At 57.4% G+C, this 11843-nt stretch carries 14 protein-coding genes; 6 read left to right on the plus strand and 8 right to left on the minus strand.

Annotated features, from left to right (window positions below; genetic code table 11):
* Window positions 1–10: 10 nt before the first annotated feature.
* Together VNZ60_RS00350 and VNZ60_RS00355 are read right to left on the minus strand one after the other, a co-directional pair.
* Window positions 11–793, minus strand: a complete 783-nt coding sequence (locus VNZ60_RS00350) for an SDR family NAD(P)-dependent oxidoreductase (protein ID WP_325656059.1) — start codon at window positions 791–793, stop codon at window positions 11–13.
* Window positions 790–1047 carry a hypothetical protein gene (locus VNZ60_RS00355; RefSeq protein WP_325656060.1) on the minus strand — a complete coding sequence of 86 codons (258 nt, stop codon included), beginning with the start codon at window positions 1045–1047 and terminating at the stop codon, window positions 790–792. The genes VNZ60_RS00350 and VNZ60_RS00355 overlap by 4 nt, the downstream gene beginning before the upstream one ends.
* 268 nt (window positions 1048–1315) lie before the next feature.
* Between VNZ60_RS00355 and VNZ60_RS00360 the strand changes: the two genes are divergently transcribed.
* Together VNZ60_RS00360 and VNZ60_RS00365 are read left to right on the plus strand one after the other, a co-directional pair.
* Entirely contained in the window at window positions 1316–1684 is a 369-nt protein-coding gene (locus VNZ60_RS00360) for a helix-turn-helix domain-containing protein (protein WP_325656061.1), read from the plus strand.
* A gap of 33 nt (window positions 1685–1717) precedes the next feature.
* Entirely contained in the window at window positions 1718–2020 is a 303-nt protein-coding gene (locus tag VNZ60_RS00365) for a helix-turn-helix domain-containing protein (RefSeq protein ID WP_325656063.1), read from the plus strand.
* A gap of 63 nt (window positions 2021–2083) precedes the next feature.
* Here the strand turns inward: VNZ60_RS00365 and fahA are convergent, their stop codons facing one another.
* Genes fahA through VNZ60_RS00380 form a run of 3 tightly spaced genes read right to left on the minus strand, consistent with a single transcriptional unit; the run spans window position 2084 to window position 6117 of the window.
* Window positions 2084–3352, minus strand: a complete 1269-nt coding sequence (gene fahA / locus VNZ60_RS00370; protein WP_325656065.1) for a fumarylacetoacetase — start codon at window positions 3350–3352, stop codon at window positions 2084–2086.
* A gap of 28 nt (window positions 3353–3380) precedes the next feature.
* Window positions 3381–4697: a homogentisate 1,2-dioxygenase gene (hmgA, locus tag VNZ60_RS00375; RefSeq protein WP_325656067.1), complete on the minus strand. Its 1317-nt coding sequence runs from the start codon at window positions 4695–4697 to the stop codon at window positions 3381–3383.
* A gap of 43 nt (window positions 4698–4740) precedes the next feature.
* A complete protein-coding gene (locus tag VNZ60_RS00380) occupies window positions 4741–6117 on the minus strand; it encodes an MFS transporter (RefSeq protein ID WP_325656069.1) in 1377 nt (458 codons plus the stop codon).
* Between the two features lie 136 nt (window positions 6118–6253).
* On the opposite strand from VNZ60_RS00380, the gene VNZ60_RS00385 reads away from it, so the two are divergent.
* Both VNZ60_RS00385 and VNZ60_RS00390 read left to right on the plus strand, forming a co-directional pair.
* The gene (locus tag VNZ60_RS00385) at window positions 6254–7150 is read left to right on the plus strand and encodes a LysR family transcriptional regulator (RefSeq protein WP_325656071.1); all 897 of its coding nucleotides are present in this window, start codon (window positions 6254–6256) and stop codon (window positions 7148–7150) included.
* 65 nt (window positions 7151–7215) lie between these two features.
* Window positions 7216–7545 carry a DMT family transporter gene (locus VNZ60_RS00390; RefSeq protein WP_325656073.1) on the plus strand — a complete coding sequence of 110 codons (330 nt, stop codon included), beginning with the start codon at window positions 7216–7218 and terminating at the stop codon, window positions 7543–7545.
* Between the two features lie 25 nt (window positions 7546–7570).
* Here the strand turns inward: VNZ60_RS00390 and VNZ60_RS00395 are convergent, their stop codons facing one another.
* Window positions 7571–8557: a serine/threonine protein kinase gene (locus VNZ60_RS00395; protein ID WP_325656075.1), complete on the minus strand. Its 987-nt coding sequence runs from the start codon at window positions 8555–8557 to the stop codon at window positions 7571–7573.
* A gap of 275 nt (window positions 8558–8832) precedes the next feature.
* Between VNZ60_RS00395 and VNZ60_RS00400 the strand changes: the two genes are divergently transcribed.
* Window positions 8833–9726 carry a DNA ligase gene (locus VNZ60_RS00400; protein WP_325656077.1) on the plus strand — a complete coding sequence of 298 codons (894 nt, stop codon included), beginning with the start codon at window positions 8833–8835 and terminating at the stop codon, window positions 9724–9726.
* Between the two features lie 28 nt (window positions 9727–9754).
* Here VNZ60_RS00400 and VNZ60_RS00405 read toward each other — a convergent pair whose 3' ends face one another.
* Complete coding sequence (locus VNZ60_RS00405) at window positions 9755–10264, minus strand: GNAT family N-acetyltransferase (RefSeq protein ID WP_325656079.1); 510 nt, start codon at window positions 10262–10264, stop codon at window positions 9755–9757.
* A 186-nt stretch (window positions 10265–10450) separates the two neighbouring features.
* Between VNZ60_RS00405 and VNZ60_RS00410 the strand changes: the two genes are divergently transcribed.
* A complete protein-coding gene (locus VNZ60_RS00410) occupies window positions 10451–11149 on the plus strand; it encodes a UPF0149 family protein (protein WP_325656081.1) in 699 nt (232 codons plus the stop codon).
* A gap of 46 nt (window positions 11150–11195) precedes the next feature.
* Here VNZ60_RS00410 and orn read toward each other — a convergent pair whose 3' ends face one another.
* The gene (orn, locus tag VNZ60_RS00415; RefSeq protein ID WP_325656082.1) at window positions 11196–11813 is read right to left on the minus strand and encodes an oligoribonuclease; all 618 of its coding nucleotides are present in this window, start codon (window positions 11811–11813) and stop codon (window positions 11196–11198) included.
* Window positions 11814–11843 lie beyond the last annotated feature (30 nt).

An 11843-nucleotide genomic window follows, 5' to 3' on the forward strand; every position in this document is an offset into this window, starting at 1 on the left:
CGGTCTAGCATTACCGCCCGCCATATCCGGCATCAATCACGAGCTCACTGCCGCTGACAAATCGGCTCGCATCCGACACCAGATACAAAATTCCCGCCGCTACATCCGTAGCCGAACCCCGGTTCGTCAGCATCCGCAATTCGGCGGTATCGGTCAGCGCCTGCGTCAGGTCGCCCTGCTTGCGTTTGGCCGCCGCGAGTGCAGGTGGTCGCACCATGCCGGGATAAATCGAATTGACGCGGATGTTATGCGCGGCATAGCGGATCGCATTCATGTTCGCCATTCGCAGCGCCGCCTTCGCGACATGATCGGCAGCTTCTTGCTGTTCACCGTCCATGCCGCACAGCGACAGCACATTGACGATAGAGCCGCCGCCGGCCCGCGCCATTGCGGGTATCACGTGTTTACTGCACAGAATGCTGCCGTGGACATTGGCCTGCATCGCTTTTTCCCATTGTTTTATCGATAGACCCTGTGCAGACGGATTATCGGCGTCGATGCCGGCGCTGTTGATCAGGATATCGATGCGGCCGAAATACGCCTCGGCCGCCGCCATCGTCCGCTGCACCGCATTGTTGTCGCTGACATCGAGTTGCCAGAAGCGGGCGCGATCCTTAGCGCCGCCAAGCATCCTGGCAACGGCGCGTCCTTCCTGCACGCGCACGTCCAGAATCGCCAGCCGGGCGTCGGCGGCGGACAGTGCGCCGGCGATGTGCAGGGCCATGCCGCGTGCTGCGCCGGTGATTACGGCGACTTTGTTTTTGAGGGGGAAGTAAGCGTTGAGTGGATTCATGTCAGCTCCGCCATGTCGAGGTTTTCAGCCTGTGCTGTCAGCGTGCCGATCAGGTTGACGAAGACCATCTGTTCCAACTCGCCGGCGGCACACACCATTTCGCCAGCTCGGATCATTAGCGTCACTGGTGCGATGCAGTTGTCTATCACCTGCGACCGAGTCTCTGGCGAGAGAGGCTCGTCGCACAAGGCATCCAGACGATCGGCAATGATGTCGGCGAGATCCTGCGGATCTGGTAAGGCAAATAGTGACATTTGGTACTCCTTATCGCTTTGTGCGTTCAGGTCACGGCGGAAGCCACCAGTAGTGCGGTTGCGGTTAAAGCCTTGCTTATTTCATTGTTGCTTCTTATTCGACAGCTGGCTTCTGCGAACTTATGGAGATCGAATCTGGTGAGTCACGTGATATGTCGTTAATGAAAATAGTTTTATTGTAACTTATAACGTTACAACGTGATCTTAATCATACTACCAAAGAAACCGATGTGAGTGAACCATTACGTATGTACGTAAAAGGTCACATATGGACGAAAAGCAACGAAAGCAACTAACTAAAGCCGTGGGACGCGCAATTGCCGTAAAGCGCGGCGAAGTGGGTTTATCTCAAGAAAAAGTTGCTGAGATACTAGGAATTAGCCGAGAAGCTGTTTCGAGATTGGAAACGGGGGTGTCTGTGCCGTCAGTTGTTCGATTAGCTGAGCTGGCGGAAATTTTCGACTGCGGGATAGAAGAATTATTAACTGATGCGTCAAACCGAAAATTGGATCAGGCCCGGAAAATCTTTGAGCTGATTGGTGACGTGTCCGACGAGCACAGAGAGATGCTTATGAATGTATTCAAGCAATTGACCCAAAGCCTTGTGGAAAAAAATAGTCATAATAAAGATGAATAAAACACCAAGACTATTTTAATTTTGGGACAAAAGATGTCGCTAGCAAAAAGGCTTAAAGAGGCTAGATTGAGAGCCGGGTTTTCCCAAGAACGACTAGGTGTAGTCGCGGGAATCGATGAGATGTCGGCTAGCGCCAGAATGAATCAGTATGAACGCGGAAAACATGTACCGGATCTTTCCATGCTGGAGCGTCTTGCTTCTGTACTGAATGTGCCGGCCGCATATTTCTATGCGGCGGATGATGATCTAGCCAGGTTGCTGATGATGTTTCATCGCTTGACGCAAGCAGACAAAAAACGCGTACTTGCTACGGTTGAAGAAATCTACGGCAACTAGTCTTAAGACATAACTATGAGCAATCCGCCCGAATTGCTCATAGAGTGCTACCGCGCGTTTTTATCAGCCCCGAGCCGGCAATATCTTGCCGCTAACCACACCAAACCCCACGCGATAACCGTCCCCCTGGCACCAGCCCGTCATCCCCACTTCATCGCCATCCTGGATAAAACTGCGCTGGCTGCCATCCGCCAAGGTCAACGGATTCTTGCCGTTCCACGTCAATTCCAGCAAGCTGCCGAAGGCGTCCGACGTGCTGCCGCTAATGGTGCCTGAGCCCATCAGATCGCCGATGCGGGTGTTGCAGCCGGAAACCGTGTGATGCGTCAGTTGCTGCACCATGGTCCAGTACATGGCTTTGAAATTGGTGCGGCAGATGGTTTGCGCTGCTGCGCTTGCACCGGGCTTGAGCGAGACTTCCAGCGTGATGTCGTAACCATTCTTGCCGTTCTGCTGCAAATACGGCAGCGGTTCCGGTTGTTGCGCCGGGCTGGCGACGCGGAACGGTTCGAGGGCGTCCATGGTGACTACCCAGGGCGAGATGGAGGTGGCAAACGATTTGCTGTTGAACGGGCCGAGCGGTACGTATTCCCACTGCTGCAGATCGCGTGCGCTCCAGTCGTTGAGCAGGACCATGCCGAAAATATGCTGCTCCGCATTGGCGATGTCGATCGGCTCGCCCAGTGCGTTTGGCTGGCCGATGATGAAGCCGGTTTCCAGTTCGAAATCGAGCTTGCGGCAGGCGCCAAAGATCGGTGCATCGGCATCCGGCAATTTCAACTGGCCATTAGGACGCTGCACCGGGGTGCCGCTGACTACTACTGAACTGGCGCGGCCGTTGTAGCCGATCGGGATGTGCAACCAGTTCGGCAGCAGCGCATTGGCTGGATCGCGGAACATGGAGCCAACGTTGGTGGCGTGTTCTTTCGATGAATAGAAATCGGTGTAACCGGGAATCTCCAGCGGCAGATGCAGGCTGGCTTGATCCTGGGCGACAAACGCCTCGGCGCGCAGCACCTGGTTATCGCGCAGTTGCAGATTATCGTCGCGCAGCAGTTCGCTGACAGCGGCGCGAGTGCTGCGCCAGCTTGCACGGCCGAGTGCGATGAACGGGTTCAGGCTGGACTGGCGGAATATCTCCGGACTGACGCTCAGCAAACCGACTTCGGCCAGCACAGCCAGATCGACGATTTGATCGCCGATGGCGACGCCAACTCGTGGCGCAGGATTAGCGGCGTTGCTGAATACGCCGAACGGCAAATTCTGGATGGGGAAATGCGACTCCGGCGGCGTCGGGATAAATGATTTCAGTGCGGGATCGTTTGCTTGCATGGTGTCGTGTCTCTCATTTCTTGTTTCATTAGGGTTGACCGTTGAAATTCTTTTGCAGGCCGTGCCAGCATTGCAGATAGTCTTGTTGCAGATGCGGCGTTGCCAGTGCATAGGGCGTCGGATGAATCACATAGCGGCTTTCAAACATGAAGGCCATTGTATTGTCGATGCGATGCGGCGCCAATGTTGCATTGGATGCTTTCTCAAAAGTGGCGGCGTCCGGGCCGTGGCCGCTCATGCAATTGTGCAGGCTGCCGCCGCCAGGTGTGAAGCCGTCGGCCTTGGCGTCGTAGGCGCCGTCTATCAGGCCCATGTATTCGCTCATGATGTTGCGGTGGAACCATGGCGGCCGGAAGGTATGCTCGGCCACCATCCAGCGCGGCGGGAAAATCACGAAATCGACATTGGCGGTGCCGGCCGTATCCGAGGGCGAGGTCAGTACCGTGAAGATGGATGGATCGGGATGGTCGTAGCTGACGGTGTTGATGGTGTTGAACAAGCTCAGATCATATTTGTACGGCACATAATTGCCATGCCAGGCCACCACATCCAGCGGCGAATGATCGATGCGCGCCACCCATAGCTTGCCGCCGAATTTGGCCAGTAGCTGGAACTCGCCTTCGCGGTCTTCATAGGCGGCTACCGGCGTTTGGAAATCGCGGGCGTTGGCGAGGCCGTTGGAGCCGATCGGGCCTAGCTCCGGCAATTGGAATGCGGCGCCGTAGTTTTCGCAGATATAGCCGCGTGCGCTGCCGTCCGGCAGTTCGATGCGGAAGCGCATGCCACGCGGGATCACTACGATTTCGCCGGGCTTGACTTCCAGCACGCCGAGTTCAGTCCTGGCCAGCAGACGTCCTTGCTGCGGCACGATCAGCAGTTCGCCGTCGGCGTTATAAAAAAACCGATCATGCATGGAGCGGTTCGCCACATACAGATGAATCGCAATCCCGGCCTGGGCGGCAGCGTCGCCGTTGCCGGCGAAGGTGACGATGCCATCGATAAAATCGGTGAGCTGATCGTCAGCCGGCAGCGGCAGCGGATTCCAGCGCAATTGGTCGGGCGGTGTATCGACCTGGGTAAACGGGCCGCTGGCCAGCAACGGTTGCAGCGATTTTTCAAATGCGTGATGCATCGCGCCAGGCCGGATGCGGTACAGCCAGGAGCGCCGGTTGTGCGCGCGCGGCGCAGTAAACGCGGTGCCGGACAGTTGTTCCGCATACAGGCCGTAAGGCGCTTTCTGCGGTGAATTCTGGGTGGCGGGCAAGGCGCCGGGCAAGGCTTCGCTGGCGAAGTCGTTGCAAAATCCAGACTGATAACTGAACACGCTTTGCGATATGTTTTCCATGGGTTTTATCCTTGGTTCAAGTTCTGATCTTAATGCTTAATGTTTAATGTGCAATGACGGCTTGCGCTTTGCTACGCTGGGAAGTCTCTTGCATCAACATCAGCATCACGGCAGACACTAGCGCCGGCACCGCCAGCACGATGAAGATGCTGCTGTTGGGCCAGTTCAGGCGGATCAGCTCGCCACCCAGCACCGGCCCGACAATCGAACCGATGCGGCCGACACCCAGGCTCCAGCCGATGCCGGTGGAACGCAAGGTGGTCGGGTAATAGGTTCCAGCCAAAGCATTCACCGCCGGCTGGCCGCCGACGATGCAGAAGCCGGCGACGAAGATACTGGTAAACAGGAACAGCAACGAGACCTCGGGACGGCCGATCAGCGCCACCGCCACACCGGCGATCAGGAACACTGGAATCAGCACGCGGCGGAAACTGGAGCGGTCGATCAGCTGGCCCATGATCAGGGTGCCCAGCGTGCCGCCGATCTGCAAGGTGGTGCCGGCCATCACAGGGGTGGCGGTGGACAAGCCGGCGTCCTTGGCAATCGTCGGCAGCCAGTTCGAGAGGAAATACAGATTCACCAGGTTCATGAAATTGATGATCCACAGCAGGATCGTGACCTTGGCCCTGCCCTCCTGGAACAATTGCAGCACCGGCGCGCCCTTGCCGGCTTTTTCATTGACCACGTAGCGGGTATCCTGATTGATCACGACAGTTGAGTCGATACGGCGCAGCCACTTGCCGACCTGCTCCAGCCGTTTGCCACGCAACACCAGGAACTGCATCGATTCCGGCAGCAGGAAAAACATCAACACGCCGATCACCAGCGGCACGATACCGCCGACATGGAATACCGATTGCCAGCCGAAGCGCGGAATCAAGGCCGCCGACAACAAGCCGCCCAGCACCGCGCCCAGGGTGAAGCCGCAGGAAACCAGCATCATCAGGGTGACCCGCTTGCGCAGCGGACTGTATTCGCCGGCCAGCGCCATCGCGTTGGGCATGATCGCGCCCAGCCCGAGGCCGGTTACAAAACGCAAGGCAATCAACTGCTGCACGCTACCGGCCAGAGGTGTCAACAACATGCAGGCGGCGAAGAACAAGGTAGCGGCAATCAGCACCGGGCGGCGGCCGATGCGGTCGGCCAGGATGCTGAAACAGAGCGAACCAAGCAGCATGCCGAATAGCCCGGCGCCGAACACCGGCCCCAGGTTGGCTTTGGCGATGCCCCATTCCTGGATGATGGCGGGCGCGACATAACCCATGGCCTGGACGTCAAAGCCGTCGATAATCAGGCAGATGGCGCATAGGGTCAGCATGACGATCTGGAAGCCGCCGATGCGGCTGCGGTCGATCAGGGCGGGAATGTCTATCGGGCTGCCGCCGTTCGCGTTGCTCCTGCTATTTGTCGCAATGACCATGCTTGTCTCCGGATGGGGGTTGGCGTCGTATCAATACGATCGAGTTTTGGGCATTATCATCCTTTTTAATATTCAGAAAAATAGGCAACAATTAAAATCATTTTTTAAACAATCTAAACAATATAAAATCATCACCATGGATCGCCTCGAATCGTTAAAGGTATTTTGCCAAGTGGTAGAACTAAACAGCTTCAGCCGCGCCGCTGAACTGCTGGAGATGTCGAACGCCACCATCACCAATCATATCGCCGGCCTGGAGCGGCATTTCGGCGTGCGCTTGCTGAACCGCACCACCCGCAAGATTTCCCTGACCGACGACGGCCATAGCTGTTATCAGCGTGCTCAGCGCTTGCTGGGCGACATGACCGAACTGGAAGACGCGCTGCAAGGCCGGCGCGTGACGCCGCAGGGTATCTTGCGGGTCGACGTGCCGACCGTGATTGCGCGGATTTACCTGGCGCCGGCGCTGGCGCGCTTTGCGGCGCTGTATCCGGAGCTGTCAATCAGGCTGAATGTGGGCGACCGCATGGTCGATATGGTGGAGGGACGCGGCGATGTCTGGATCCGTATCGGCGAGTTGAAGGATTCCAGCATGGTGGCGCGGCGCATTTATCAAACCCGCAATCTGTGCTGCGCTGCGCCCGATTTTCTAGCGCGCCACGGAACTCCGCAGACGCCGCAGGACCTAAGCAACTTCCGTTGCCTGCCTTTCATTCACCCCAACAGCGGCCAGAACGTGCCGTGGACCTTCAGCAAAGGCAAGCAGCAGCTGAGTTGGGCGCCGCCCGGCAATATCGCCATCAACCATGCAGAAACGCTGATCCATGCGGCTGCCAGCGGCGCTGGCATCGTGCAACTGCTGACGCTTTCGCTTAATCCGCAGATTCGCGACGGTCTCTTGACGCCGGTGTTGGCGGACTGGGCCACGCCGGGGCCGCCGGTCTCGGTGGTGTATCACCAGAGCCATCAGTTGTCGGCCAAAGTACGGGTATTTGTCGATTTCGTTACAGAGCTGTTTGCCGCTATCGATTAGAGTTTCGCTTGATATCGTTGCAAATCGCGTTACATCCACGTTTTATTTTTCAGCCAGGAGAAGTCATGCATTGGGTCTATCTGTTGATCGCCATCGTTGCCGAGGTAATTGCCACCAGCGCCTTGAAAGCCAGCGCCGAATTCACCCGGCTGGTACCGTCGATTGTGGTGGTGGTCGGTTACCTGACTGCCTTCTATTTCCTGTCGCTCACCTTGCGCACCTTGCCGGTGGCGATCGTGTATGCGATGTGGTCCGGCATCGGCATTGCGCTGATTGCACTGGTCGGCTGGCTGGTCCTGAAACAAAGCCTGGATGCGGCTGCTTTGGCCGGCATCGGCCTGATCGTCTCCGGCGTGCTGGTGCTGAATGTGTTCTCCAAATCGGTGGCGCACTGAACTTCTGACACAGCAGCCTTCATGCCTACCATAGCGGCGGCTCGTCCATCAGCGCGATTTGTTCGCGCAGCTCCAGCACCCGGTCTTGCCAGTAACGCTGGGTATTGAACCAAGGGAAGGCCACGGCGAAAGCCGGGTCGTCCCAGCGCCGTGCTATCCATGCGGCGTAATGGATCAGGCGTAGCGTACGCAGGGCTTCGATCAGGTACAGCTCGCGCGTATCGAAATCGCAGAAGTCTTCATAACCGGCCAGTAAAGAGCCCATCTGCTGCACCATGTCGCGGCGCTCGCCGGACAGCAGCATCCACAAATCCTGCACCGCCGGCCCCATGCGGCTATCGTCGAAATCGACGAAGTGCGGGCCGGCGTCGGTCCACAGCACGTTGCTGCCGTGGCAATCGCCATGCAGACGCAAGGCGCCGACGCTGCCGGCGCGATCGAAACAACGGCGCACGCCCTCCAGGGCCTGGGTCACGGTGCTGCGATAGGCTTCCAGCAAATCCTCAGGCACGAAGCCGTTAGCCAGCAAGAACGCGCTAGGCTCTTCGCCAAAACTGACGATATCCAGCGTCGGCCGGTGTTGATAATTACTGAGCGCGCCGATTGCATGGATGCGGCCGAGGAAACGGCCCAGCCATTCCAGAGTGGCGCTGTCCTCCAGCTCCGGTGCGCGGCCGCCGTGGCGCGGAAATACCGCAAAGCGAAAACCGTCGAACTGGTGCAAGGTGTTGCCGTCTGGCGTCGCCCACGCCGCCACCACCGGAATTTCCCGTTCGACCAGCTCCTGCACGAAACCATGCTCCTCCAGGATGGCGGCGTCGCTCCAGCGTTGCGGCCGGTAGAATTTGGCCACCAGCGGCGGCCCTTGTTCCATACCGATCTGGTATACGCGGTTTTCATAGCTGTTGAGCGCCAGCAGGCGGCCATCGCCGTGCAGGCCGATGCTGTCGAGCGCGTCCAGTACGGTATCGGGAGTCAGGGTCGAGAATGATGCGGGGCTTGGAATAGTCATGTCGGCTATTGTAAGCGCCAGCGGCCGACTTGCCGCATCGTTTACACTGACGCAGTCCATCACTATCGCCAGCCGTCCTGCCAGGAGCCACTCGTGCCAGCCATCGCCCTCAATCACTACAATCTGCGCGACCCGGCCGGGAACGGGGTTGAATTGAATTTCATGCAGATAAGCTAAATATCAAATCGGGCTTTTAGTGCATTTTTTACCCGTTTGCGGCGCCTCCGCTCGGCGACATCGCTTTACGATGACTGCTTCTTGTCAGAAAAATCGCCATGAACCCGCTATCACCTGCCTCGAATACAGGCGCCAAATACAGCATCGCCAAGCTGCTCAGTCATCTGCTGCTTGCTATCCATCTGTGCCTGCCTTTGACCGCACTCCCGGCAGCGCCGCCCACGGCACCACCACTGATGCTGGCAAACATCTATCGTCCAGGCATCAATCTGGCCGACTATTGGGTCAGCGAAAAAATGGACGGCGTGCGTGGTTACTGGGATGGCGAAAAATTGCTGACACGCGGCGGCCAGCAGATAATCGCGCCGCCATGGTTCACTGCCAACTGGCCGAAAATGGCGTTGGACGGCGAGCTGTGGGCCGGTCGCGGACAATTCGCGCATGCGGTCTCCACCGTGCGCCGCCAGACGCCGGACGACGCCGCCTGGCGTCGCATGCGCTTCATGGTGTTCGATCTGCCGGCGCATGCCGGCACTTTCGACCAGCGTCTGGCAATGTTGAAAACCACGCTCGCCAAACGTGCCATACCCTGGGTACAGCCGGTGGAACAAACCAAGTTGAGCGACCACGCAGCCTTGCAGCGTTTGCTCGAACGAACCGTCAAGCAAGGTGGCGAGGGCCTGATGCTACATAGGGGCGCTTCGCTTTACCGCGCACAACGCAGCGATGACCTGCTGAAAGTTAAAACCCATGACGATGCGGAGGCCAAAGTCATCGCTCATCTGCCCGGCAAGGGCAAGTACCTGGGCATGCTGGGCGCTTTGCGAGTGGAAACGCCGAGCGGCCTGCGCTTCAAGCTTGGCACCGGCTTCAGCGACGAACAACGGCGCCAGCCGCCGCCGTTGGGTAGCCAGGTGACTTACCGCTTCCGCGGTTTGAATCCCAGCGGCATACCGAGATTTGCCAGTTTCATGCGGGTAGTTGAACAATAGGTCCGGCGATCCAGGAAACCTGCAACGGCTACACTACATCGAGATACAGGGCCATGCGTTCTTCGTCATGGAATTGGCCGCCTATGCGCAGAGCGCGGCGGTCTAGTCCGCAAGAGACAAATCCCAGCTTGGCGTACAGCGCTCTGGCGCGCAGGTTGATCGTGTTTACTTTCAAGTCCAGCTGAATCACTTCAGGGATACTCCGTGCGTGCGCGATGACCGCCTCTAGCAATCCTTGCGCCACGCCCGCGGAGCGCGACTTAGGCGTGACATAGACGCCCACGATATTGGCCCGATGATAAATCTTGGAGCGCGGATCCCGCACCAAGCCAACGGTGCCGATCAAGACTTCGTCTTGAAACGCACCCAAAGCCAGTTGATAAGGGCTCGCGTTTAAACGCGCCGACATTTGCTCGTCCGATAGTGCGCGCTCTTCGTCGTAAGTCGGTACAACCGAGGATGGCGAATCCAGAATCGATTCCAGTCTCAACTGGCGGTAGGCTGAAAGATCTGCGGGGGAAAGTGCTCTGATTTTCATATAAGATAATCTGGTCTGGTCTGGTGGTGAAATAACCGGCCGAGCTCTGTATCGCTACTCTGCCGTGGCTTAATGTAGACTTCCACAGGATAAATGATTGCTCGCAGACAAGCATCTCGAATATTTTCCAGCTAAAGCGCATTTCAATCGTAAAATCCGTATCCCCCAATTTAAGCGGCCCTCTCCATGAATCTTGACGAACCCCTCTCAGACAAAGAATTTGACGAATTGGACGACTTTTTGTTGTCCGATCGCTGTGCTGAAGACAGCATGACCATGGATACCCTGCACGGTTATCTGACGGCGCTGGTGGTCGGCCCGGAACAGGTTTTGCTGGGCGAATGGCTACCGCATGTGTGGGGGCCGTCGTTGAAGGATGCGCCAAAATTCAAGTCCGACCGGGAATATGAAAAGATCGTCGGCCTGATTGCGCGCTACATGAATGAAATCGCGGTCACGCTGGAAGTGGCGCCGAAAGAATACGAACCCCTGTTTTGCGAACATGAGCACGAAGGCAAGACCCTGCTCGACGGCGAAGCCTGGACCTGGGGTTTCTGGGAAGGCATCAATCTGCGCGCCAAGGCCTGGGAACCGATCTGGCACTCCAACCTGGCGACGGTGGTGCGCCCTATCTACCTGCTAGGCGCGGAAGAGTTGGAAGAAGAGGAAATGGCGCTGCGCGAGGATCCGGTGCAACGCCACAAGCTGGCGGTGGAAGTGGAAGCAGCGATTCCGGAAATCTACCGTTACTGGCTGCCGCACCGCAAATCGGCGGTCACCACGATCCAGCGCGACAAGCCGAAAGTCGGCCGCAATGATGAGTGCATCTGTGGCAGCGGCAAGAAATTCAAGAAATGCTGCGGTATCGATTCCAGCGAAGATTGAGAAAGGACGCCGGGGGATTGCTCAACGCACATCCCCCGGTGCTCTATTACTCCTTGATGAAATGCTCGCGGTAATAACGCAATTCTTCAATCGATTCGATGATATCGGCCAGCGCAGTATGCTTTTGGTGTTTCTTGAAACCGCTGGCCAGTTCCGGCTTCCAGCGGCGGCATAGTTCTTTCAGGGTGGACACATCCAGATTGCGGTAGTGGAAAAACGCTTCCAGCTTAGGCATGCTGCGCGCCATGAAGCGGCGATCCTGGCAAATTGTGTTGCCGCACATGGGGGACTTGCCGTTCGGCACGTATTTCTTCAGGAATTCGATCAGAGCCAGTTCGGCCTCGCTTTCGGTCACGGTCGAGTTTTTCACCTTTTCGATCAGGCCGGAACGGCCGTGGGTGCCCTTGTTCCAGGCATCCATGCCATCCATGATCTCGTCTGGCTGATGAATCGCAAACACCGGCCCTTCCGCCAGGATATTGAGTTGCGGGTCGGTTATCACCACTGCGACTTCAATAATGCGGTCGCTGTCCGGATTAAGCCCGGTCATTTCCATATCGACCCAGATCAGGTTGAATTCGTTAGGCCGCACCGGCGCCGCGGGGGTTGGCGTGGCTGCGGCAATAGCAGCGGTGGTAGTAGATACATCGGCGGCTTGTGACATAATTGTTCTCTTCGTTATATTGGGCTAAGA

Source organism: Collimonas sp. (genome assembly GCF_035566375.1).
Taxonomy (GTDB): domain Bacteria; phylum Pseudomonadota; class Gammaproteobacteria; order Burkholderiales; family Burkholderiaceae_D; genus Collimonas.